The sequence below is a fragment of the Halogranum amylolyticum genome, assembly GCF_900110465.1.
GTDB classification, from domain to species: domain Archaea; phylum Halobacteriota; class Halobacteria; order Halobacteriales; family Haloferacaceae; genus Halogranum; species Halogranum amylolyticum.
Genome location: NZ_FODV01000003.1, coordinates 1 through 24,019 on the forward strand (window position 1 = coordinate 1; position 24,019 = coordinate 24,019).

General features: G+C 65.6%; 21 protein-coding genes and 2 tRNA genes. 15 read left to right on the plus strand and 8 right to left on the minus strand.

The window, feature by feature from the left end:
* Window positions 1–22 precede the first annotated feature (22 nt).
* The 3 genes from BSG17_RS05965 to BSG17_RS05975 form a co-directional block, all read right to left on the minus strand.
* A tRNA-Asp gene (locus BSG17_RS05965) sits at window positions 23–95 on the minus strand.
* Between the two features lie 98 nt (window positions 96–193).
* Window positions 194–607, minus strand: a complete 414-nt coding sequence (locus BSG17_RS05970) for a group I intron-associated PD-(D/E)XK endonuclease (protein ID WP_089822039.1) — start codon at window positions 605–607, stop codon at window positions 194–196.
* A gap of 73 nt (window positions 608–680) precedes the next feature.
* Window positions 681–753 (minus strand) — tRNA-Asp (locus BSG17_RS05975).
* A 260-nt stretch (window positions 754–1,013) separates the two neighbouring features.
* Between BSG17_RS05975 and BSG17_RS05980 the strand changes: the two genes are divergently transcribed.
* The 10 genes from BSG17_RS05980 (at window position 1,014) to BSG17_RS06020 (ending at window position 12,283) form a co-directional block, all read left to right on the plus strand.
* Window positions 1,014–1,247, plus strand: coding sequence for a DNA-directed RNA polymerase subunit H (locus tag BSG17_RS05980; RefSeq protein ID WP_089822041.1), 234 nt, complete (start codon window positions 1,014–1,016; stop codon window positions 1,245–1,247).
* A complete protein-coding gene (locus BSG17_RS05985) occupies window positions 1,247–2,812 on the plus strand; it encodes a DNA-directed RNA polymerase subunit B'' (RefSeq protein WP_089822043.1) in 1,566 nt (521 codons plus the stop codon). The genes BSG17_RS05980 and BSG17_RS05985 overlap by 1 nt, the downstream gene beginning before the upstream one ends.
* Window position 2,813: 1 nt before the next feature.
* The gene (rpoB, locus tag BSG17_RS05990) at window positions 2,814–4,640 is read left to right on the plus strand and encodes a DNA-directed RNA polymerase subunit B (RefSeq protein WP_089822044.1); all 1,827 of its coding nucleotides are present in this window, start codon (window positions 2,814–2,816) and stop codon (window positions 4,638–4,640) included.
* A 21-nt stretch (window positions 4,641–4,661) separates the two neighbouring features.
* Window positions 4,662–7,589 (plus strand): DNA-directed RNA polymerase subunit A', encoded by a 2,928-nt coding sequence (locus tag BSG17_RS05995; RefSeq protein ID WP_089822046.1) that lies wholly within the window; start codon window positions 4,662–4,664, stop codon window positions 7,587–7,589.
* Window positions 7,582–8,850: a DNA-directed RNA polymerase subunit A'' gene (gene rpoA2, locus BSG17_RS06000; RefSeq protein ID WP_089822048.1), complete on the plus strand. Its 1,269-nt coding sequence runs from the start codon at window positions 7,582–7,584 to the stop codon at window positions 8,848–8,850. The genes BSG17_RS05995 and rpoA2 overlap by 8 nt, the downstream gene beginning before the upstream one ends.
* On the plus strand, window positions 8,851–9,270 hold the full coding sequence (locus BSG17_RS06005) for a NusA-like transcription termination signal-binding factor (protein WP_089822050.1): 420 nt from the start codon (window positions 8,851–8,853) through the stop codon (window positions 9,268–9,270).
* 195 nt (window positions 9,271–9,465) lie between these two features.
* Complete coding sequence (locus BSG17_RS26810) at window positions 9,466–9,636, plus strand: hypothetical protein (protein ID WP_170864726.1); 171 nt, start codon at window positions 9,466–9,468, stop codon at window positions 9,634–9,636.
* 246 nt (window positions 9,637–9,882) lie between these two features.
* Entirely contained in the window at window positions 9,883–10,311 is a 429-nt protein-coding gene (locus BSG17_RS06010; protein ID WP_089693839.1) for a 30S ribosomal protein S12, read from the plus strand.
* A complete protein-coding gene (locus BSG17_RS06015; protein ID WP_089822053.1) occupies window positions 10,311–10,925 on the plus strand; it encodes a 30S ribosomal protein S7 in 615 nt (204 codons plus the stop codon). The genes BSG17_RS06010 and BSG17_RS06015 overlap by 1 nt, the downstream gene beginning before the upstream one ends.
* Before the next feature lie 98 nt (window positions 10,926–11,023).
* Window positions 11,024–12,283 (plus strand): MFS transporter, encoded by a 1,260-nt coding sequence (locus tag BSG17_RS06020; RefSeq protein WP_089822055.1) that lies wholly within the window; start codon window positions 11,024–11,026, stop codon window positions 12,281–12,283.
* Here the strand turns inward: BSG17_RS06020 and BSG17_RS06025 are convergent.
* Complete coding sequence (locus tag BSG17_RS06025; protein ID WP_089822057.1) at window positions 12,253–13,014, minus strand: DUF5781 family protein; 762 nt, start codon at window positions 13,012–13,014, stop codon at window positions 12,253–12,255. The two genes, BSG17_RS06020 and BSG17_RS06025, sit on opposite strands and share 31 nt — an antisense overlap.
* A 161-nt stretch (window positions 13,015–13,175) precedes the next feature.
* Here BSG17_RS06025 and BSG17_RS06030 point away from each other — a divergent pair, with 161 nt between their 5' ends.
* Complete coding sequence (locus BSG17_RS06030; RefSeq protein ID WP_089822059.1) at window positions 13,176–15,359, plus strand: elongation factor EF-2; 2,184 nt, start codon at window positions 13,176–13,178, stop codon at window positions 15,357–15,359.
* 102 nt (window positions 15,360–15,461) lie between these two features.
* Here BSG17_RS06030 and BSG17_RS06035 read toward each other — a convergent pair whose 3' ends face one another.
* Entirely contained in the window at window positions 15,462–17,519 is a 2,058-nt protein-coding gene (locus tag BSG17_RS06035; protein ID WP_089822061.1) for a glycoside hydrolase family 15 protein, read from the minus strand.
* Between the two features lie 183 nt (window positions 17,520–17,702).
* Window positions 17,703–18,491, minus strand: coding sequence for an NAD-dependent epimerase/dehydratase family protein (locus BSG17_RS06040; protein ID WP_089823009.1), 789 nt, complete (start codon window positions 18,489–18,491; stop codon window positions 17,703–17,705).
* A gap of 414 nt (window positions 18,492–18,905) precedes the next feature.
* Here BSG17_RS06040 and BSG17_RS06045 point away from each other — a divergent pair, with 414 nt between their 5' ends.
* Together BSG17_RS06045 and BSG17_RS06050 are read left to right on the plus strand one after the other, a co-directional pair.
* On the plus strand, window positions 18,906–19,496 hold the full coding sequence (locus BSG17_RS06045) for an amino acid-binding protein (protein ID WP_170864727.1): 591 nt from the start codon (window positions 18,906–18,908) through the stop codon (window positions 19,494–19,496).
* The gene (locus tag BSG17_RS06050) at window positions 19,493–20,440 is read left to right on the plus strand and encodes a homoserine dehydrogenase (RefSeq protein ID WP_089822064.1); all 948 of its coding nucleotides are present in this window, start codon (window positions 19,493–19,495) and stop codon (window positions 20,438–20,440) included. Before BSG17_RS06045 ends, BSG17_RS06050 begins: the two co-directional genes overlap by 4 nt.
* 26 nt (window positions 20,441–20,466) lie before the next feature.
* Here the strand turns inward: BSG17_RS06050 and BSG17_RS06055 are convergent, their stop codons facing one another.
* Window positions 20,467–21,471: a PrsW family intramembrane metalloprotease gene (locus tag BSG17_RS06055; RefSeq protein ID WP_089822066.1), complete on the minus strand. Its 1,005-nt coding sequence runs from the start codon at window positions 21,469–21,471 to the stop codon at window positions 20,467–20,469.
* A 153-nt stretch (window positions 21,472–21,624) separates the two neighbouring features.
* Between BSG17_RS06055 and BSG17_RS06060 the strand changes: the two genes are divergently transcribed.
* The gene (locus BSG17_RS06060; RefSeq protein WP_089822068.1) at window positions 21,625–21,999 is read left to right on the plus strand and encodes a DUF7532 family protein; all 375 of its coding nucleotides are present in this window, start codon (window positions 21,625–21,627) and stop codon (window positions 21,997–21,999) included.
* Window positions 21,996–23,408 carry a ribonuclease FAU-1 family protein gene (locus BSG17_RS06065; protein WP_089822070.1) on the plus strand — a complete coding sequence of 471 codons (1,413 nt, stop codon included), beginning with the start codon at window positions 21,996–21,998 and terminating at the stop codon, window positions 23,406–23,408. The genes BSG17_RS06060 and BSG17_RS06065 overlap by 4 nt, the downstream gene beginning before the upstream one ends.
* Window positions 23,409–23,442: 34 nt before the next feature.
* On the opposite strand, the gene BSG17_RS06070 is transcribed toward BSG17_RS06065, so the two are convergent.
* On the minus strand, window positions 23,443–23,964 hold the full coding sequence (locus tag BSG17_RS06070) for a hypothetical protein (protein WP_089822072.1): 522 nt from the start codon (window positions 23,962–23,964) through the stop codon (window positions 23,443–23,445).
* Between the last annotated feature and the right edge of the window lie 55 nt (window positions 23,965–24,019).

Below are 24,019 nucleotides of genomic sequence, written 5' to 3' on the forward strand. Positions count from 1 at the left end.
CCCGCACCACGAATTCAGCAAGCGCCCGAGGCGGGATTTGAACCCGCGTCACAACCGTGACAGGGTTGTATGATGGGCCACTACACCACCCGGGCTTGCTACACTCTGGTATTTGCCGATGTATTAAATAAGAGTTGCTATCTATCGTCGCGGATGGTACTAAATACCGAACCACATCGTCGACAAATCGGAGTTATGAGACCTCGCCAGTGAACTCGTATTCACGGGCCCAGTTGATCGAGGGATGGTCGATTTTACCTTCGAATCGAAGTTCCATCTTCTGCTCAGTCGCGTCGCCGATTCCGATCCAGTACAACGTCTCGGTTTCTGGATACCGAACGAGGAACGCATCGATCTCGCCGTGATACGTATGCTCGTGATATTCTCCGCCTTTCGTCGTCTGCGAGTGGGTATTGAATCGAATCGTCTCCTCTTTGTTCTGCCACGCAGTCTTACATTGAACTCGATAGAGGCACTTGCCAGTGTCGACAACGAGGTCGTACTTGTCGTTGTCACCGAACGGCACGGATACACTGTAGCCATTCGCAATCAACTCGGAGAGAACCTTTGCCTCAGTCTCGTCACCGGCATCTTTCGTGTTTTTCATCCGAGTACAGTTGATCAACGAAATCGGCCACTCGGCGATAAGATGCTTTGCTCGAGACTGAGAGTCAGAGAAGCGCCCGAGGCGGGATTTGAACCCGCGTCACAACCGTGACAGGGTTGTATGATGGGCCACTACACCACCCGGGCTTGCTGCACTCAGTGCTTTTTCGGAGAGAGAGATAAGGCTTCTCATCTCGTCGCACCGTGGGTCGCTGTGCCGCGATTGAGATGGGCATAACGACTATATCATCGGGAATCATGAGTGGACGTAACACGAGTCTCGTCGGCCGCCCTCCACGGCCGCAGAGCGGCGCGTCAGCGGCGGTTAGCAAGGACTAAATGGATGGGCCGTTTACGCCGCTGTAGTATCTCGTGATAGCTTCTCCCCACAGCCAACCCCATCCAACATGGTAGACGTAAGCCAACACAATCTGGTTCCGGAGCATACTGTCCTCGACGAGCCGGAGCGCGTCGAGGAGGTACTCGAAGAGTACAACGTGGAGAAAACAAACCTGCCGAAGATCAAACGCAAGGACCCGGCACTCCGCGACACCGACGCGGAACCGGGTGACGTCGTAGAGATCGTACGAGACTCTCGAACGACTGATCAAGCGGTCGTATATCGACTGGTGGTCGAGTAATGGATCGACAAGCACGACGAACGGTTTCACGCGAGTACTTCTCGCAGGAACGGCTCGCAGAACATCACTTCCGCTCGTTCAACAACTTCATGGAGCGGGGGATGCAGGAGGTCGTCGCCGAGAAGGAGACGATCGAGACCGACATCGGCGACAAGGAGGGCGAAGAGCCCGTCTACGTCGAACTCGGCGACGTCCGCGTCGTCACTCCGCGTGTTCGGGAGGCCGACGGGTCGGAGGAACTCCTCTACCCGCAGGAAGCACGCCTGCGGAACATCACCTACGCCGCGCCGGTGTTCATGGAGATGTCCATCATCCGCGGCGGCGAAGAGGAGGAGGAGGTCGTCGTCGACTCCGCGGAGACCAAGGTGGGCCGGATGCCCATCATGGTCGGCTCGAGCAAGTGTAACATCTCGGGGTTCGACGACGAGGAGCTCGTCGAGATCGGCGAGGACCCCGTCGACCCCGGCGGCTACTTCATCGTCAACGGTTCCGAGCGCGTCCTCATGACCTCGGAGGACCTCGCACCCAACAAGATCCTCGCCGAGTACGACACGAAGTACGGCGACGAGATCCAGGTCGCAAAGACCTTCTCGCAGCGCCGTGGCTACCGGGCACTCGTCCTCTGCGAACGCAACCGTGAGGGGATCCTCGAAGTGTCGTTCCCGTCCGTCTCGGGCAGCGTCAACTTCGTCACCCTCGTCCGGGCGCTCGGACTCGAGTCCGACGAGGAGATCGTCCACCGCGTCTCCGACGACCCGGAGATCGTGAAGTTCATGCTCGAGAACCTGGAGATGGCCGAAGTCCAGACCCAGGAGGAGGCAATCGAGAAGCTCGGCAAGCGCGTCGCCAGCGGACAGGGCAAGAACTACCAGCTGAAACGCGCGAACTACGTCATCGACCGCTATCTCCTGCCGCATCTCCACGAGGAGGGCGTCGAGGACGAGGAGGTCCGCAGCAACAAGGCGTTCTACCTCTGTCGGATGGCAGAGGCGTGTTTCGAGCTCGCACTCGGCCGCCGCGACTCCGACGACAAGGACCACTACGCCAACAAGCGCCTCAAGGTCTCGGGCGACCTGATGAAGGACCTGTTCCGGACGGCGCTGAACAAGCTCGCACGCGACGTGAAGTACCAGCTCGAACGCGCGAACATGCGGAACCGGAACCTCACTGTCAACACCGTGGTTCGCTCGGACGTGCTGACCGAACGGCTCGAACACCCCATCGCGACGGGCAACTGGGTCGGTGGCCGCTCCGGCGTCTCCCAGTTGGTCGACCGAACCGACTACATGGGCGTGTTGTCGCACCTGCGTCGGCTCCGTTCGCCGCTGTCGCGCAGCCAACCCCACTTCGAGGCGCGTGACCTGCACGCGACCCAGTGGGGTCGCATCTGTCCCTCCGAGACCCCGGAGGGACCGAACTGTGGGCTCGTGAAGAACTTCGCGCAGGCGATGGAGCTCTCACAGAACATCGAAGACGAACAGGCACTCAAACGCGAACTGGCGTCGATGGGAGTCGAGGGTATCCCGGGTCTCGAAGGCGTCGAACCACAACCGGCAGACGACTAACATGGCTCAGGCACGAGAGGCGAAAGTTTACGTCAACGGGAGCTTAGTCGGGACGCATCCGGACCCGAACGAGCTCGCAGCACAGATTCGAGAAGCACGACGTCGCGGCGACGTCAGCCAGATGGTGAACGTCTCGGTCAAGGAGCGAACCCGCGAAGTCATCGTCAACGCCGACGCGGGTCGTGCTCGCCGACCGCTCATCGTCGTCGAAGAGGGCCAGCCGCTCCTCGGTGACGATGAGATCGAGGCCGTCGAGAACGGCGAACTGGAGTTCGAGGACCTCGTCGAACGCGGCTACGTCGAGTTCATCGACGCTGAAGAGGAGGAGGACATCTACGTCGCCGTCGACGAAGAGGAGGTCTCCGAGGACCACACGCACCTCGAGATCGACCCACAGCTCATCTTCGGTATCGGCGCCGGGATGATCCCCTACCCCGAGCACAACGCCTCGCCCCGCATTACGATGGGCGCAGGGATGATGAAGCAGTCGCTCGGGCTCCCGTCGGCGAACTACCGTATCCGCCCGGACACGCGTCAGCACCTGCTGCACTACCCGCAGCTGTCGATGGTGAAGACGCAGACGACCGAGCAGATCGGCTTCGACGAGCGCCCCGCCGCACAGAACTTCGTCGTCGCGGTGATGTCCTACGAGGGGTTCAACATCGAGGACGCGCTCGTGATGAACAAGGGGTCGGTCGAGCGCGCGATGGCTCGCTCGCACTTCTTCCGGACCTACGAGGGTGAGGAACGGCGTTATCCCGGCGGTCAGGAGGACCGCTTCGAGATCCCGAGTCAGGACGTCCGCGGTGCACGCGGCGAAGACGCGTACACGCACCTCGACGAGGACGGCCTCGTCAACCCCGAGACGGTCGTCGACGAGAACTCCGTCCTCCTCGGCAAGACGTCGCCGCCGCGGTTCCTTGAGGAACCGGACGACATGGGCGGGCTCTCGCCGCAGAAGCGCCGCGAGACGTCCGTCACGATGCGCTCCGGCGAGGACGGTGTCGTCGACACCGTCACGCTGATGGAGGGTGAAGACGGCTCGAAGCTCTCGAAAGTCTCCGTCCGCGACGAGCGAATCCCCGAACTCGGGGACAAGTTCGCGTCGCGACACGGCCAGAAAGGTGTCGTCGGTCACCTGGCACCCCAGGAGGACATGCCGTTCACCGAACAGGGCGTCGTCCCCGACCTGGTCCTCAACCCGCACGCACTACCGTCGCGGATGACGGTCGGTCACGTGCTGGAGATGCTCGGTGGCAAGGTCGGTGCCCTCGAAGGGCGCCGCGTCGACGGGACCGCCTTCCAGGGCGAGTCCGAAGAGGAACTCCGTGGCGCGCTCGAAGACCACGGGTTCAACTCCGCCGGCAAGGAGGTCATGTACTCGGGCGTGACCGGCGAGAAGGTCGAGGCGCAGATCTTCCTCGGCATCATCTTCTACCACAAGCTGTACCACATGGTGAGCAACAAGCTGCACGCCCGTTCGCGCGGGCCGGTGCAGGTGCTCACTCGCCAGCCTACCGAGGGGCGCGCCCGCGAGGGTGGGCTCCGTGTGGGTGAGATGGAGCGTGAGGTGCTCATCGGTCACGGTGCGGCGATGGCCCTCAAGGAACGGCTGCTCGACTCCTCGGACCGCGAAGAGGTGTACGTCAGCGCCGACACCGGGATGGTAGCGGTCGAGGACAGAGAGCAGCGCCGTATCTACGACCCCATCACCGGGGACGAGGACAACATCCACAAGATCGAGGTCAGCTACGCGTTCAAGCTCCTGCTCGACGAGATGAAGGCGCTCGGCATCCGACCGAAGATCGAACTGGAGGACGCAGTCTAAGCGGAGGTATCACGAATGTCAATGCAGACACCAAAAGAGATCGGCGGCATCCAGTTCGGGTTGATGGACCCAGAGACGTATCGCGACATGTCCGCCACGAAGGTCATCACGGCGGACACGTACGACGACGACGGCTACCCCATCGACATGGGGCTGATGGACCCGCGGCTGGGCGTCATCGACCCGGGGCTGGAGTGCCGCACCTGCGGGCAGCACTCGGGGTCCTGTAACGGCCACTTCGGCCACATCGAACTCGCCGCGCCAGTGATCCACGTCGGCTTCACGAAGCTCATCCGTCGCCTGCTGCGGTCGACCTGCCGCGACTGCGGTCGACTCGCACTCACGGCGGAGGAACAGGAGGAGTACCACGAGAAGCTCCAGCGGACGAAGGAGCTCGGCGAGGACTGGAGCGACGTGATGAAGGCCGCGGTCCGGCAGGCCCGCAAGGCCAAGCGATGTCCCTACTGTGGCTCGCCGCAGCACGACATCAAACACGAGAAGCCGACGACCTACTACGAGGTCCAGGACGTCCTTTCGGGCGACTACTCGGAGCTCATCGCACAGGCGATGCAGCCGGACCCCGACGACGAGGACGACGAGGGGATGTCGCCGCAGGCGCTCGCCGAGAAGACCGGCATCGACCTGCAGCGCGTCAACGAGATCATGTCCGGGTCGTTCCGCCCGCGGAAGGACGACCGCAAGGCGCTGGAGAAGGCGTTGGACGTCGACCTGACCGAGGAGGACATGAACAAACTGATGCCCTCGGACATCCGCGACTGGTTCGAGGACATCCCGGACGACGACCTCGCCTCGCTGGGTATCGACCCGAGTCGGTCCCGACCGGAGTGGATGATCCTGACCGTCCTGCCGGTGCCGCCGGTGACGGCCCGTCCCTCCATCACGCTGGACAACGGCCAGCGTTCCGAGGACGACCTGACCCACAAGCTGGTCGACATCATCCGCATCAACCAGCGGTTCATGGAGAACCGCGAGGCGGGTGCGCCCCAGCTGATCATCGAGGACCTGTGGGAACTGCTGCAGTACCACGTCACTACGTTTGTCGACAACGAGATCTCGGGCACGCCGCCGGCGCGTCACCGCTCCGGTCGTCCGCTGAAGACGCTCTCTCAGCGCCTGAAAGGCAAGGAGGGTCGCTTCCGTGGCTCGCTGTCCGGGAAGCGCGTCAACTTCTCGGCACGGACCGTCATCTCGCCGGACCCGACGCTCAGCCTGAACGAGGTCGGCGTCCCCGAGCGCGTCGCTCGGGAGATGACCCAGACGATGAACGTCACCGAGCGCAACATCGACGAAGCGCAACAGTACGTCCGTAACGGACCCGAGGGCCACCCGGGTGCCAACTACGTGAAGCGGCCCGACGGTCGTCGCCTGAAGGTGACCGAGAAGAACTGCGAAGAGCTCGCAGAGAAGGTCGAACTCGGCTGGGAGGTCAACCGCCATCTCGTCGACGGCGACATCGTCATCTTCAACCGACAGCCGTCGCTGCACCGGATGTCGATCATGGCGCACGAGGTCGTCGTGATGCCGTACAAGACGTTCCGGCTGAACACCGTCGTCTGCCCGCCGTACAACGCAGACTTCGACGGCGACGAGATGAACATGCACGCGCTGCAGAACGAGGAGGCCCGCGCGGAGGCGCGCGTCCTCATGCGGGTGCAGGAACAGATCCTCTCGCCGCGCTTCGGTGAGAACATCATCGGCGCGATCCAGGACCACATCAGCGGGACGTACCTCCTGACGCACGAGAACCCACGGTTCACGGAGACGCAGGCGCTCGACCTGCTGCGTGCGACGAGCGTCGACACGCTCCCCGACCCGGACGGCGAGGAGGACGGCGAGCCGTACTGGACGGGACACTCCATCTTCTCGGAACTGCTGCCCGACGACCTCTCGCTCGACTTCACGAGTTCGACCGGCGACGACGTCCGTATCGTCGACGGTCAGCTCGTCGAGGGGACGATCGACGAGGACGCCGTCGGAGCGTTCGGCGGGGAGATCGTCGACACCATCACGAAGGTCTACTCGGAGACGCGCGCTCGCGTGTTCGTCAACGAGATCGCCGCGCTGGCGATGCGTGCCATCATGCACTTCGGGTTCTCCATCGGAATCGACGACGAGTCGATCCCGCCGGAGGCCAACGAACAGGTCGACGAGGCCATCGAGAACGCCTACGAGCGGATCCAGGAACTCATCTCGACGTACGAGGCGGACGAACTCGAGTCGCTGCCGGGTCGTACCGTCGACGAGACGCTCGAGATGAAGATCATGCAGACGCTCGGGAAGGCCCGTGACTCTGCCGGTGAGATCGCCGACGATCACTTCGGCGACGACAACCCGGCGGTCATCATGGCTCGCTCGGGTGCCCGTGGGTCGATGCTCAACCTGACGCAGATGGCCGGCTGTGTCGGCCAGCAGGCAGTTCGGGGCGAACGCATCAACCGCGGGTACGAGGACCGTACGCTCAGCCACTACAAGAAGAACGACCTCTCGGCGGAGGCACACGGGTTCGTGGAGAACTCCTACCGTGGCGGACTGACGCCGCGTGAGTTCTTCTTCCACGCGATGGGTGGCCGCGAAGGGCTGGTCGACACGGCAGTCCGTACCTCGAAGTCCGGGTACCTGCAGCGTCGGCTCATCAACGCTCTCTCGGAGCTCGAAGCGCAGTACGACGGTTCGGTGCGCGACACGTCGGGCACCATCGTCCAGTTCGAGTTCGGCGAGGACGGCACGAGTCCGGTGAAGGTCTCTTCGAGCGAGGACGGCGACGTCGACGTCGAACAGATCGCCGACCGCATCATCGAGTCGGAGTTCGACAGCGAAGCGCAGAAAGAGCGGTTCCTCGGCCGACGCGAGCCGCCGACGAACCTCTCGGAGCACGCCGGTCCCGGTCGGAACAAGGCCATAGGGACGGAGGTGGAGTCCGATGACTGACGAAGAGAAGAGCGTCAACCAGCTCGTCGGCGAGTACGACCACGTGACGGAAGATATCGCGCTCGTGGTCGAGGATACGGAGCTACCGCGCCGTCTGAAGACGCGCGTCTACAAGACCATCGAGAGCCGCGAGGGGCTCGTGACGCCCGAGCAGGCCAACGAGATCGCCGAGGCGGTCGAGAACCGGTACATCGACACCCGTGTCGACCCGCTGGACCCGGTCGGCACCGTCTCCGCGCAGTCGATCGGTGAGCCGGGGACGCAGATGACGATGAACACGTTCCACTACGCCGGTGTGGCCGAGATCGACGTCACCCAGGGGCTCCCCCGTCTCATCGAGCTGGTGGACGCCCGGAAGACGCCGGACACGCCGATGATGACCGTCCACTTGGAGTCCGCCGAACAGAACGAGGCGGACGTCCCCTACGCGACGGACCGCGAGCGGGCCCACGAGGTGGTCTGGGACATCGAGGCGACGAAGATCCTCGCGCTCGGTGACGTGTCGACGAACGTCGCCGACATGCTGGTCCAGATCGACCTCAACGACGACACGCTGGCCGAGCGATGGCCGCGTGCGAACGACGTCACCGAGGTCGCCCAAGAGATCGCAGAGACCATCGAGGACGCCCTCGGCGTGAAGACGCGCCGGTCCGGCACCGTCATCGAGTTCGGCCCCGACCAGCCGAGCTATCGACAGCTGCTCCAGCTGGTCGAACAGCTCCGCGAGATCACGTTCAAGGGGATCGAAGAGATCAGCCGCGTCGTCATCCGCAAGGAGCAGACCGACGAGGGCGACGAGGAGTTCGTCCTCTACACCGAGGGGTCGGCCTTCGGCGACGTGCTCTCGATCGAGGGTGTCGACGCCTCGCGAACGACGTGTAACAACATCCACGAAGTGTACCGTGAACTCGGCGTCGAGGCCGCCCGCGAGGCGATCATCGAGGAGACGATGGACACGCTGCGCGAACAGGGTCTCGACGACGTGAACATCCGTCACCTGATGCTCGTCGCGGACATCATGACGAACCGCGGCACCATCGAGTCCATCGGCCGTCACGGGATCTCCGGCAGCAAGGACTCCGTGCTCGCACGTGCGGCGTTCGAGGTCACCGTCAACCACCTGCTCGACGCCGCCATCCACGGCGAGAACGACGATCTGGACGGCGTCATCGAGAACGTCATCGTCGGCAAACCCGTCGCCATCGGCACGGGCGACGTCGACCTGAAGATGGGGTCGTTCAGCGCGACGTCGGACGACTAGATGAAGGTCACGCTGTCGGACGAAGCGATGCGACTCATCGGCCTCTTCGACGAGTTGGCCGAAGTCAGCGCCAAGGACTGCCTCGTCGACGACGATCGGGTGGTGATCCTCGTCCCCGCCGGCGAGATGGGGAAGGCGATCGGACCGGCCGGCAAGACGGTCAAGCGGTTCGAAGAGCGCGTCGGCAAGGCGGTCGAACTGGTCGAAGACGCCGACACGCCGGAGGCGTTCGTCGCCAGCGCGCTCGCTCCGGCCGCGGTCCGACACGTCACCGTCTCCGAGCAGGACGACCGGGTCGCCTACGTCGAGGTCGAGGAGGCCGACCGCGGCGTCGCCATCGGGAAGGATGGCGCGAACATCCAGACCGCCCGCACGTTGGCCCGTCGTCACTACGACATCGACGACATCCAACTGACGTGACGGCGGTTCGTCCGACTGCGAACCGCCGCTCGTCCCGACGCGAGACGTCACTCCTGGCCGAGTGAATCGTCGGGTAAGGACAACCTAACCGACGAAAGTCGGCGGAGAACGGTCGAATACGACCGCTCACCGGCGTGCGGCCGTCGAACGTTTATCTAACTGATAACTAAGCCGATATAGAGCGTTCTGCGGGGTATGTCACAGCCACCAGTCCCCATCTCGTGTCCCTCGTGCGACGTCGACCTGCCGGCGACGCTCGCGGTGGCCGACGGGGGAAGTCCCGAACTCGGCGACACCCTCTACGGCGAACCGGTCACCTGCGAGCACTGCGCCGCCGAGTTCGAGGTGCTGTTCTATCTCGAGTGAGAGGGACTGTCGCAACTGGTATCGGTGTTCGTCGACCCTGCGCCGGCGAACACCGGAACGACTCACGACCGTCCCTCTGACGGCCTGTGCAGGCCGTTCGTTCCCTCTGCTCTCCTGAGCGGCCGTAACTCGAATCACTGAGACGCCCTCAGAACCGAGTAGCGGGGTGAAAGAAGGAATCTGAGGCCGTTTCTCCCGGAGCGAAAAGGGAGGCTTAAGTAGCTCCGTCCGGAACTCACGTTCACTATGGCGAACGGTAAGTACGCAGCACGCAAACTCAAACAGGACCGTCAGAGTCACCGATGGTCCGACTCGAAGTACGCGCGCCGTGAGCGCGGCCTTCGCAAGAAGTCCGACCCGCTCGAGGGTGCCCCGCAGGCCCGCGGCATCGTTCTCGAGAAGGTCGGCATCGAAGCAAAGCAGCCCAACTCGGCGATCCGAAAGTGCGTCCGTGTCCAGCTTATCAAGAACGGTAAGCAGGTCACCGCCTTCTGTCCGGGTGACGGTGCGATCTCCTTCATCGACGAACACGACGAGGTCACCATCGCCGGGATCGGTGGCGCGAAGGGTCGCGCGATGGGCGACCTCTCGGGTGTCAACTACAAAGTCGAGAAGGTCAACGGTGTGTCGATGATCGAGCTCGTGCGCGGTAACGCGGAGAAGCCTGTCCGATAATGTCCGAGAGCGAACCCCCCGAGCCGGAATCACCGGCCGACAGCGACGAAGCGGAGTCGAACGCACAGCTCTTCGGCGTCTGGGACGTCTCGGAGATCGAGTACGCCGACCCGAGCACCCAGCGCTACCTGAACGTGACCCCCATCGCGCACACGATGGGTCGTCACGCCTCCAAGCAGTTCAAGAAATCCGAGATCAGCGTCGTCGAACGCCTCGTCAACCGTCTGATGCAGACGGAGGACAACACGGGCAAGAAGCAGAAGACGCTGCAGATCGTCCGCGACGCCTTCGAGATCGTCCACGAGCGCACCGAAGAGAACCCGGTGCAGGTGCTCGTGACGGCCATCGAGAACGCCGCACCTCGCGAGGAGACCGTCCGCCTGAAGTACGGTGGCATCTCCGTCCCGAAGGCCGTCGACGTCGCGCCGCAGCGACGCGTCGACCAGGCGCTGCGCTACCTCGCAGAGGGGACGAAGTCCGCCTCCTTCAAGTCGAAGACGAGCGCCGCCGAGGCGCTCGCCCAGCAGCTCGTCGGTGCGTCGAACTACGACGTCCAGACGTACGCCATCTCCCAGAAGGAAGAGCGCGAACGCGTCGCCGCCGCGGCCCGCTAAGCAGTTCATCTCTCTCTTTCGACGCCGACTCCCGCGAGCGGCGGCACTGAAGTTCGCTTCAGCGAGTACTTTTCCGTTCGGTCGCCGAACCGTCGAGTATGACCGCAGGCGGGCGTCTCGTCACTCGCTACTACCTGTATCAGGCGACGCGGTCAGCCGGGTTCATCTACCCGGTGTTCACCCTGTTTCTCCTCCGGACGCTCTCGTTCACACAGGTCGGACTGCTCGGCGCACTCTCGTCTGCGGTGGTCGTGCTCAGCGAGGTTCCGACCGGATACGTGGCCGACCAGCTCGGTCGGCGGGCGAGTCTCGTCCTGTCGGTCGTGTTCACGGTGCTCTCGCTCGCCGGGTTCGTCGTGTTCCAGTCGTTCGTCGCGTACGCGGTCCTCTACGTGTTGTGGGCGCTCGCTCAGACCTTCGTCTCCGGGAGCGCCGACGCGTGGCTGTACGAACGGCTGGAAGAGCAGACCGACCCCTCGGCGTTCACCCGCGTTCGGGGCCGAGGCGAGTCGGTGATGCGGGCGACGTCCGTCGCGACGATGCTCGCCGGTGGCGTGTTGTACACCCTCGATCCGAGGTTCCCGTTCGTCGCTTCGGTCGCACTCAACGCGCTGGGTCTGGTCGTGCTGGCAAGCTTTCCGAGTACCGACCGGGCGGCGGCCGACGGGCACGTCACCGCGACCGATACCTTCAGGATCGTCCGCAAGCGGTTCACGCGACAGCCGATGCTGTCGGTCGTGCTCTACACGAGTCTCTTCTTCGCCGTCGTCAGCACCGGGGACACCTACATCCAGCCCGTGGCGAGAACGCTCTTCGAGCGGACGCTCTCGTCGGGTGTGAGTGGGTTCGGAGCACTTCCCGAGAGTGTCCTCCTCGGTGTTCTCTACGCGGCATTCACCGGCGTCTCCGCCGTGGCGAGTTATCACGCAGGGACGCTGGAAGCGACACTCGGGTTCCGGGACGCGCTGCTCGTCGTCTCGCTCGGGACGGCGGGACTCTTTCTCCTCCCGCAGTGGATCCTTCTCGCGTCGCTGCCGATGTTCGTCGCACTGCGCGGATCGACGACGCTCTTGTCGCCGCTCGTCAACGGGTTTCTGAACGGGCAGATAGAGACAGTCGGGCGAGCGACGACGCTGTCGGCGTTCTCGATGGTGACCCGACTGGCCCGGATTCCGCTGGCGGTGTTGGCGGGCGTCGTCGGTGACGTGTACGGCGAGACGACGTCCGTCGCAGTGCTTGGCGGGGTGTTCCTCGTGGCTGCAGCGATCGTGTGGGGAGTGCGGACGGTCGGCGACGGTAAGCGTGTGGCGTCGCGAGCGCAGGCGACTCAGTCGGCCGCGGGCGACGACCCCGAGTGAACCGCGTAGGCACGGGTGACGTCGACGAGCGCCTTGCGGTAGTCGCTCTCGGAGGGGTTGGTGACGAGCGACTTGAACCGGCGTTTGAACGCGTCGACGTCGACGTCGGGGGCGTCGTCGCCGGCGACCGCCGCGAAGTCGTAGAGCGGGTGGGTCGGGTCGACGAGGTCGTGTCGCTCGACGAGCGCCAGCGCGAAGGCGGCGTTGACGGCGGTGATGTCGGGGTCGGCGGCGGCCGTCAGCCGCGTCCAGTCGGTTCGGCCGGCTGCCGACGGTCGGTCGGCGACGGCGGTTGCCAGTTGCGACTCGAGGAAGGTCAGGAGCTTGGTCGCCGGCGCCAACGAGAGCGTGATGTCGTCGGCGTAGATGTCCTTCATGTGGTTCGCGATCTGATAGCAGTGGGCCAGTTTGCGGCGCTCGACCGACCGTCCGGTGAGTGCGAGGAAGAGCACCTCGTCGATGGACTGGGTGTGAGAGGGGTGAGACTCCTCGTATCGAGCCATGTGAGCGAACTCGTGGAGGGCGAGTTCGCGTGCCATGACGCTCGTGGCGGCCTGTCGAGAGATGTTCAACACGTGGTGACCGTCGTAGTGGGCCGCCCACGTCCGTTCGTCGGGGTCGTCCCTGACGCGGACGCGAACCGGCCACTCGAGGTCGTACTCGGTCTCGAACAGGTCTGCCGCGCTGAGAAACGGGTCGGGGGCGGCGGCCCCCAGCACGCGCACGTCCATGTGTAGTGGTATCAAGTGATACGGGAGTATGACTCTTGTGCCCGACGCACCGTCCGCGTATCGGTGGGTTCTCCGTTCCGTTCTCGCGGAGTGTGTCACCGTGACGCTCGCTCGGTCGAAACACTACCCTTTTGACCCTCCTACCGGAAGGAATCAGTATAATGGGCCGACGAAAGAAGATTGTTCAAGAATGTGAGAAACTGATGGACAAGCCGGAGCAGATCCGGAACATCGCCATCGCTGCTCACGTCGACCACGGGAAGACGACGCTCTCCGACAACCTCCTCGCAGGTGCCGGCATGATCTCCGACGAGACGGCCGGACAGCAGCTCGCCATGGACACGAAGGAGGACGAGCAGGAACGTGGGATCACCATCGACGCGGCGAACGTCTCGATGACTCACGAGTACGAGGACCAGAACCACCTCATCAACCTCATCGACACGCCGGGCCACGTCGACTTCGGTGGCGACGTGACCCGTGCGATGCGTGCCGTCGACGGTGCGCTCGTGGTTGTCGACGCCGTCGAGGGCGCGATGCCGCAGACGGAGACGGTGCTCCGGCAGGCGCTCCGCGAGGGTGTCAAGCCCGCACTGTTCATCAACAAGGTCGACCGCCTCATCAACGAGCTCCAGGAAGGGCCCCAGGAGATGCAGGAGCGGCTCTTCGACGTCATCTCCGACGTCAACGAGCTCATCCGTGGCATGACCGAGGAGAAGGACTACGACTGGACGGTCTCCGTCGAAGACGGCACCGTCGCCTTCGGGTCCGCACTCTACAAGTGGGGCGTCTCGATGCCGTCGATGCAAGAGACCGGCATCTCGTTCGGCGACATCATCGAGATGGAGCAGAACGACAAGCGGCAGGAGCTCCACGAGCGGACGCCGCTCTCGGACGTCGTGCTGGACATGGTCGCCGAGCACTTCCCGAACCCGCTCGACGCCCAGCCCCGCCGCATCCCCGCCGTCTGGCGTGGTGACGCCGAATCGGACATCGCGAGGCAGATGCGCGAGGTCGACGACGACGGCGACGTCGTCTTCATGGTGACCGACATCTCGATGGACCCCCACGCGGGCGAGATCGCGACCGGTCGCCTGTTCTCGGGGACCATCAAGAAGGGTCAAGAACTCTACGTCTCCGGCACCGCCAAGAAGAACCGCGTCCAGTCCGTGGGTATCTTCATGGGTGGCGAGCGCGAGGACCTCGACCGCGGCGTCCCCGCAGGCAACATCGCCGCCGTCACGGGTCTCCGCGACGCTATCGCCGGTTCCACCGTCTCCTCCGTGGAGATGACGCCGTTCGAGTCGATCGAGCACATCTCCGAGCCGGTCATCACGAAGTCCGTCGAGGCGACGAACATGGACGACCTGCCGAAGCTCATCCAGACGCTCCAGCAGGTCGCGAAGGAGGACCCGACCATCCGTGTGGAGATCAACGAGGACACCGGCGAGCACCTCATCAGCGGTCAGGGTGAGCTCCACCTCGAGGTCATCACGCAGCGTATTCAGAAGAACCAGGGTATCCCGGTCCACACCGGTGAGCCGATCGTCGTCTACCGCGAGGCACCGACGCAGAGCTCCCGCGAGGTCGAGGGCGTCTCCCCGAACCGCCACAACAAGTTCTACATCTCCGTCGAGCCTCTCTCGCAGGACATCATCGACGACATCAAGATGGGCAACATCGCGAACGACATGCCCGAACTGGAGCGCCGCGAGGCGCTGCAGGAGGCCGGCATGGACAAGGACGCCTCCCAGAACTTCGAGCACATCTTCGGGACGAACGTCCTGCTCGACGAGACGAAGGGTATCCAGCACCTCAACGAGACGATGGAACTCGTCGTCGAGGGGATGGAAGAAGCACTCAACGACGGTCCGCTCGCCGCAGAGCCGGTCCAGGGTGCACTCCTCCGTCTCCACGACGCGAAGCTCCACGAGGACACCATCCACCGTGGTCCCGCACAGGTCATCCCCGCCGCTCGCGAGGCTGTCCACCGTGCGCTCATCGACGCGAAGGTGAAGCTGCTCGAACCCATCCAGAACGTCCGCATCGACGTTCCCTCGGACTACATGGGCTCGGCCTCCGGCGAGATTCAGGGTCGTCGCGGCCGCGTCGACGACATGTACCAAGAGGGTGACCTCATGGTCATCGAGGGTATCGCACCCGTCGAAGAGATGATCGGCTTCTCCTCGGACGTCCGCTCGGCGACCGAGGGTCGCGCCTCCTGGAACACGGAGAACGCCGGCTTCCGCGTGATGTCCGACAGCCTTCAGACGGACAAGATCATGGAGATCCGAGAGCGCAAGGGCATGAAGCTCGAGCTCTCGCCCGCCGTCGACTACATCTAAGCGGCGACGCGCGCCTCGTCTTCTGCGGTTCTTCTCTCGGTGTCGACCAGCGTCGGCCACGTCGGAGAGAGCGACGTCGACACGACGAGTCGGAGAGCGACGCTACTCGTCGGGGGCGAACCCGTACGGTTCGCCGCGCGCGTGGCTCTCCGTCAGCAGAATGTACATCGCCTGACTCCACTGGAGGTTGCTGTTCCAGCGGACGTCGCCCTCGCCGTCGACCTGTTCGGGGAGGAGTCCCGCCGCCGTCGTCCACGCGAGCGCGTGCTCGAACACGTAGTCGGCGACGGCGTCGTCGTCGTGCCCGCGCTGCCAGCGGGCGACGTCGGCGTAGGCCTCACAGAGCGGCCACCCGCCGTCCTCGGGGTCGCCCGTGGGGGTGTAGTCGTCCTCGGGGTAGCGGGCGAGACACCGCGCACCGGGCGACGTCCACGACTCGTCCTCTGCGGCGGCGAGCGTCGAACCCAGCTCGTCGCTGTCGACCGCCGCGACGTTCCACGGCCAGTAGGCCACGAACGCGGCGGCGTCGGGCCGCTCGTTCGGCGAGACGTCGTCGTCGCGCTCGGGGCTGTCGGCGGTGACGTAGTGGTCGCCGAGGTAGGCGTCCGGGTGGAAACAGTAGTCGTCGAAGTTCCCCGCCCACGTCGCGGCGTGCTCGCGGCACTCCTCGGCGAACTCCTCGTCGCCCTTCTCGTCGGCGAGCGCCGCCATCGACCGTAGACCGGCGATGCCGGCGGCGACGCCCTCGGTGCTGTACCCCCACACTTCCTCCCACGGGTCCTGATGTTTCCCCGGGAAGCCCGCGCCGTTGTCGTACGCGAGCAGGAACTCCGCGGCCCGCTCGCTCATCTCGTAGTGGGCGTCGACGACGTCGTCGTCGCCGGTCTCCTGCCAGAGCAGCCAGTGGGCGTAGATCGGACCGCCGATCTGGTCGAGTTGGAGCACCGTCCAGTGGGCCTCGCCGTCGGTCCGGTAGTTCTGCCACCACGTCCCCTTCCGGTCGATGCCGCGGTCGTCGGTCACGTCGTCCGTGATCTGCGCTTCCTCGAGCCACCCGAGCGCTGCTCTCGCCTCCTCGGTCGCCCCCGCGGCCAGCGCAGCCTGGACGAGGATCACCTGGTCGCGCGGCCAGACGTAGCGATACCCCTGCTCGTTGGGGGCGAACGCGCCGGCGATCATCGGTCCGCGAGGGTCTTGAGCACATTTCAGACTCGTCAGCGACCGTTCGTACATCCCGGTGACGGTGTCGTCGTCGAGCGGCGACCCCGCGGTCGACTCGTGCCACGTTTCCCAGGCGTCGGCGAACGCGTCGCGTTCGGCCTCGTAGCCGTTGTCGAGCACCGTCGTCGCGGCCTCGAGGGCGTCCGCTTCGCTCCGCCCGAACCCGACGGCCGTCACCCACGTCGCCGACGCGTCGTCGTCGAGGAAGAGACCGACACCGACGTCGACGTGGCCCTCGTTGCCGTCGTTGTCGTCGATCTGGCCGTCGTTCTCCTCGTAGATGTCGGCCCAGGCGCTCTTGTCCGGTCCCTCGTCGGTGTCGACGAGGCCGACGCGCCGGCCGTCGAAACCGGTCTGGTCGGTCTCGGGCCGACGCTGTGCCAGGGCGACGTAGCGTTCGTTGTCCGCGTCGTGGGCGACGACGCAGTCGTAGCCGTCGGCCGTCGTCACGGACGCCTCCTCGCCGTCGGCGTCGGCCTCGCTCGAGTGGATCGCCGAGTTGAGCAGAGTGTAGGCGGTGTGGCTGTTGGTCTCCGACTGGTCGAAGGAGACGTCGCTGCGGACGAGCAGGGCGGCCGTCTCCGCGCTGACGAGGACGTCCTGTTCGAGGTCGGCGGTGGAGTCGTCGGCGAACTCGAAGCGGTTGCGGATGTGGACCTCGGGGACGCGACTCGACTCGTACTCGACGTCGCTGTCGACGGCGTCGTTGCGCACGTCGAGCGTCTGTTCGAGTTCGGCGTCCCACAGCAGCGTGTGCAGGTCCGTCGCTTGCAGGACGTCCGAGCGGAAGGCGGTCGGTTCCTCGATCAACGCACCCTGCCAGCCGGCGTCCGTGCTCGAGGGGTACTGGTTGACGGTGGCGAGGACGTAACTGCCGTCGCCGCTCGGTGCGCTGACGATCGCGTCTTTGTCGCTGGGGAGATGGTCTTCAGTCAACATGGCTGCGCTAGGGAGTACAGTTGTGTCTCAGTGCGGTAGTCGTGGCCAGACGTGTCAGATCAGTTCTCACAGAGCACGTCCAGGCGACTGCGACGGACGAGACGTGCCTTCACCGGACCGTACTCGCGAGACAACGTTAAGCGCGCTGGCCGTTCACGTCGGAGGTCGCGTCTCGCCACTCGGTCAGTCGTCGAGTACCCGTGCCGCGTCGTCGCGGGGGTCGTAGCCGAGCGTCCGGAGCGTCTCGGTCAGCGAGAGCACTCGGTCGGCGTTCCGCGAGATGGCGTGGGCCGTCACCGGCGTCTCCGGGAGGTCGGCCGTCGCCGACGCCACGATCGCGTCCCGACAGTCGCGCGGACTGAGCCACATCGCTCGCGCGAAGCGGACGGCGTCCGACTCGTACTCCGAGGGGGGGTCGTCGACGGTCTCGCGGAGTTCCGACTCGGACATGAGCCACCCGATGCGGAGGTTCACCACGTCGAGACCATGCCGGTGGGCGTAGAACTTCCCCATCGCCTCTCCGGCGACCTTGGTGACGCCGTAGTAGGAGTCCGGTGCGGTGTCGTCGTCCGGGTACATCGCCGACGCGTCGGCGGTGAGCGTCTCCGGTTCCGTCGGGTCGGCGACCGCCGTCGCGTTGATCGTGTGGTTCGAACTGGCGTAGACGACTCGCGAGAGGTCGTTCTCGACGGCCGCGTGGTAGGCGTTGTAGACGCCGTCGACGTTCACCTCGCTCACCGCGTCCCACTCGGCGTACGGCGAGGGGTTGGCGGCGAGGTGGACGAGGACGTCGGCGTCGTCCGGCAGTTCGTCGACGAACGCCTCTCGTTCGGTGACGTCGAGGACGGTGCTGTCGAGGTCGTCGTGCTCGCTGTGCGTGAACAGGGTGAGATCGTGGTCCGTCTCCGCGAACGCGTCGACGGCGACCTTCCCGACGTTGCCGGCGGCGCCGGTGATAGCGACGTGTGTCATCTCGGGCGTCGGTTCGGCCGGGTGGACTACATACGTGATGGCCACGTCGCCGGGACGGCGACCCCGATACCGGGCGTCGGAGAGAGCTTACCTCTACCACCTCCCTCGAAGCGTCGTCGCTACGGCCGTCTTCGAGCCGAGACGCCCCACACGTTCATCTACCTGCCACTCACATCTCGAAGTGATGGTACGGAGACACGAGCGTCATACGGATCGGCCGGTGCGTTCGTCACGTGATAACAGTCGCGCGACGGCGGAGAGAGTTGCGACCGACGAAGGCTTATACCGAGAGCAACGAGTGGTGTACAACATGCAACGGGGCACGCATCACCCGACCTGCATCGGCACGGAACTACGACACACGCGGTTCCTGCCGACAACAACAGTGGCGACGCGTGCCACGGAGGGTGGACGATGAGCGACGACACGACCGTCCTCGACGCGGAGGCAGACGAGAACGACGAGGAGATCGCTGAGACCGACGGCGGCGAGCCGGCGCACGCCCACACCATCCGACTCGAACTCGTCGACGAACCCGGGCAACTGCTGGCGGCGCTCGCGCCCATCTCCGAGAACGGCGGGAATCTCCTGTCGATCTTCCACGAACGGGGAAACCTCACGCCGCGCGGCCGCATCCCGGTCGAAGTCGACCTCGAGTGTCCGCCGGAGCGCTTCGAGACCATCGTCGAGGCACTACGGGACAACGGCGTCAACGTCATCCAGGCCGGCGCGGAGCGCTACGGCGAGGAGCTGAGCATCCTGCTCGTCGGCCACCTCATCGACACGGATCTCTCGGATACGCTCAAGCGCATCCAGAACTGTACGGACGCGACCGTGACCGACTTCTCGCTTTCGGCACCACAGGGGACCGACGACGTCTCCAGCGCCCGACTCCGACTGGCGACGCGCGCCGGCAAGACCGAAGAGGTACTCGCGGCCGTCCGCGACGTGGCCGACGAGAAGGAGTTACACGTCGTCGAACCGCTCACGGAGGTGGCCGCATGAGTCTCCGTATCGCCGTCCTCGGTGCGGGCGCGGTCGGCCGGTCGGTAGTCGAACTCGCCGGCGAGTACGGCCACGTCGTCACAGCCGTCGCCGACTCGGGTACGGCGGTCGTCGACGCCGACGGCCTCGATCCGGCGACGGTGCTCGACCGCAAGGAACGGGAGGGCATCGTCGGCGACCTCGACGCCGAGGCGGCGCTCACCGCGGAGTACGACGTCCTCGTCGAGGCGACGCCGACGACGCTCGGCGACGCCGAACCGGGGTTCTCGCACGTCCGACACGCGCTCGAGACCGACCGACACGTCGTGTTGGCGAACAAAGGACCCGTCGCCGAACGCTACGACGACCTCCGCGCGCTCGAAGCCGAGAGCGCGGGGACGGTCCAGTTCGAGGCCGCCGTCGGCGGCGCGATCCCCGTGCTCTCGACTATCGCGGACTTCGGATCGACGCATATCACCGCCGCACGCGGCGTGCTCAACGGGACGGCCAACTTCATCCTCTCGCGGATGGCCGCCGAGGGACTCGGCTACGAACACGTGCTCGCGGAGGCACAGGACCTCGGCGTGGCGGAGGCCGACCCCTCCTTCGACGTGGAGGGGACCGACGCCGCCCTGAAGTTCGTCATCCTCGCGAACGTGCTCGGCGACGGCGGCTACAGCCTCGCGGACGCCGAGGTGGAGGGGATCCAGAGTATCCCCGGCAGTGCGCTCGATCTCGCGGCCGAAGACGGTCGGACGGTCCGACTCATCGGCGAGGCGACGCCCGAGGGCGTCCGGGTCGGCCCGCGGCTCGTCCCGCAGAACGGGACGCTCGCGGTGAGCGGCACGCGAAACATCGTCCAGTTAGAGACGGAGTACGCCGGTAACCTCAACCTCAGCGGCCGCGGTGCCGGCGGTCCGGAGACGGCGACGGCCGTCCTCTCGGACGTCAGCCGACTGAGCTGAACCGTCCCGTCCGGTTTCTCTCCCAACTACTCGAACTCGGTCGTCTCCGAGCGGACGACCCGGTCGACGTCGCGGTCGCTCTCGTGGGCCGCCCGGTAGGCCTTCGTGTAGCGGCGGATCTTCCGGAAGAGCAGTAGGGCGAAGAAGCCGTCGTAGACGACGATGTAGACGATGAACGCGACGATACCCGGCAGCCCCGTTATCGCCGCGATCGCACCTGAGGCGACGCCGACCGTGGAGTTGTAGGTGGCGTGGATGAACGCCGCGATGATGAGCCCCTTGATGACGATGGGTCCGGCGTCCTCGCGGTTGAACTTCGCGAGGCCGAGATAGTAGCCCGCGAACGCCGAGTAGATGACGTGTCCCGGACCGGCCAGTGCGCGGACGACCGCGATACCGTTGCCCGCGCCGATGAGTCCGAGTCCGAAGTCGACGTTCTCGCCGAGCTGTTGGGCGATGTAGAGGGAGTTCTCGATAGTCGCGAAGCCGAGGCCGGCCATCGCGCCGTAGACCGCCCCGTCGACGACGGCGTCGAACCGGCTACTTCGGTAGGCGTAGAGGCGGACCGCGAGCAGTTTCACCGTCTCCTCAATCGGCGCGACGACGAGGAAGAAGAACAGCACCGACCCCACGACGGCGATCGACCGGAACATCGGGCCGAGCAGGCTGTTCACCACGGCCGCGAAGCTCGCCGTCAACACGCCGAGCATGAACGTCGCGACGAGCAACGAGAGCGGTTCGCCGGTTGTGACGTCACTGTAGTAGACGTACGCCGCGAGTCCGAGCGCGGGGATCGCCGACAGCAGTGTCAACACGCTGGTCTGGAGATCCGTCAGCGCGGCCAGTCCACCGATACCCAAGAGGATGAGAAACGCCGACGCGACGACGACGAACCGTGCGGACCACGCGAGGAGTCGGTACAGCGCGACCGCGAGTCCGTCGAGCGATGTCCGTTCCTCCCACGTCGAGATGTCGTAGAGGTCGACCGATTCGTCGGTCTCTTCTTCGACTGCATCCCGTCTCTCTGCCATGACGGCCACTACACACGGGAGGGGAATAACTGACCGGGCTCCGACCGGAGCGGCCGGCCGAGGGTTACGAGCCGCCGCTCCGACGACCGCCCGCAGGTCGAGAGCTCGCGGCCGACGAGATAGGCTGAAAACCCCGGCACTCCAAGGGAGCGTATGCACTTCGACCAACGCACGCAGCAGGCGCTGCGGGAGGTCGGTCTCGGCCGCGAGGAGCTCCGAAAAGCGTCGAAGCTCGTCACCGAGGCCGTCCAGCGCGACGCCGAGCAGTTGGAAGCGTTCTTCGAGGACGGCGGGACGTTCTACTCGGACATGGAGATGGCGCACAGTTCGACCGACGTCCAGGAACACGAGGTCGAGTATCTCGATCTGTTCACCCACGGTGCGGACCTGCGGGGGTACCTCCGGTTCGACTCCTGGGGCGTTCCGGTCGAGGACGGCCGCGTGCTGAACGACGAGACGGTCGAACTCCGACTGGGACCGACCGTCGACGCCCGCGTGCGGTTCGCCCGCGACAGAGACGCCCTATGAGCGTTCGGGTCCGCGTTCGCGGCATCTACACCACGTCGCTGACCCACCTCCTGTTGGAGGCGGGCCACGACGTCGTTCAAGCGTCCGACCCCATCCGCGAGCGGTTCGACGCCGGCCTCCCCGACGAGGACCACGACGTCGAACTCGCGACGACCGACGACCGACAGGGCGTCGGCGTCGAGGGCGACCCCACGGCGGTCGAGACGATGCGTTCGCTGCTCCGGGACGTCGGCGTCGACACGCTCGTCTGGCAGGAACCCGCGCCGACCGGAGCCGTCTTCGACGGCGTCGTTCGCGAGACGCTCGGCAGCGGCGCAGTCGTCGACCTCGGCGACGGCGGCGAGGGCTTTCTCCCGTTCCGCAACGCGACGAACCACATCGGCGACGACGACGCCGTCCGCGTGCAGGTGACGGAAGCCGCGCCGCCGTGGGACGACGACCGGCCGCTCCTCGACACCGAACTGAAGGCGTTCGCCGGCCTCGCGACGCTGGTCGCCGGACAGGAGGGGACGCGGGTCGACACCCGCGACGACGCCGCCGGACGCGAACTCGCCGGGATGACCGACCTCCTCGGCGCGGAGGTTCCTGAGGGATGGGGCGTCCGGTGGTCCCACTCGGCCACCGACGCGAGTATGGACGCGCTGGACGGTGCGCTCGAACGGGCCGCAGAACGGGCGGCGGCACTCGACGAGGTGCTCGGAGCCGACGTCGGCGACCCGGGACGGTTGGTCGCACCGACCGAGACGGCCTGGTGTTGGTTCGGCCGTGAGTCGCGGTTCGCGCTCGACGAACACCGCCGGGCGGTGACGACGACGATGCCCGGCCACCACCGCATCAAGGCGTCCCACGAGTCGGCCAGTGCCGGCGTCGACTTCGCGGAGGCGCTGTGCGAGATGGACGGGGACGCCGCGTTCCCGTTCGGCGTCGTCACCCGGCAGTTCGGCCCCGTCGAGGGCGACACGGTCCGTATCGGGCACGGGAAACCCGACGGGCGACTCATCCTGCTCGGTAGCGGCGAAGTCGTCGACTACGACGGCGCGGAGGGGACGCTCTCGGTCGAACGGACGATGTCGCCCGGCGGGAGCTACGACGCGCTCGGCGTCTCCCGAGAGTCCGGCGACACCGCCTTGACGAAGTTCCGCGAGGGCCGCTGGTGGTATCCGACGGTCTACCGCAACTCGGAGGGCGAGCGGAAGGGGACCTACGTCAACGTCTGTACGCCCGTCGAGTGCTTCCCGGAGACGATCCGGTACGTCGACCTCCACGTCGACGTGGTGAAACACGCCGACGGCCGGGTCGAGCGGGTCGACGACGACGAACTCGACGAGGCGGTCGCCGCGGGGGAGCTGTCCGAAGAACTGGCCGAGAAGGCTCGGAACGTCGCCACCGCGTTGGAACGGGCGCTCTGAGCACGCGCGCCGGACGCTCGGGTCGTCGCTCCCGTCAGTTCGCGAGCGACCCGCAGTGGGTGGCCGTCGAGAGCGCCCCGCCGTCGGCGATGCGGATCGCTATCTCCGCGAACTCGCTCTGCCCGCAGGTCGCCGCTCCCCACGACCGGGTCGGGTCGGCACCGTCGGGTTGCGTGACGAGGTAGACGACAGTCGTGTTCTGCGGCGTGTCCGCGAGTTCGTCGCCGATACCAGTCCCCGGTTCGAGGACGTATCGCTTCGTCGTGACGTCGGGCCCGCTCGCGGTGAACCCTGTGGCGTTGCCGAGCACGGCCGACGGGACGACGTCGAGACTGTCGACGTCTCGATAGGTCCGCGTCTCTCCGTCGACGCCTATGATGCGGAGGGTGTCGACGGTAGTGGGGGCGACGGCGACGGTCACCTCGTACCGCTGGGAGTCGGCGTTGTCGAGCGAGAGTCGGACGTCCGACGTCGGCGGGTCGTCCGTGGCGGGTGCGGTACAGCCCGCGAGGACGAGAAGCGCGACGCAGCAGAGGACGACTAGTGGGTGACGCATGATCCGAGAGAGATAGTTCGTTCGAGGAGAAAAACGTGTGGGCGAGACACTCCGT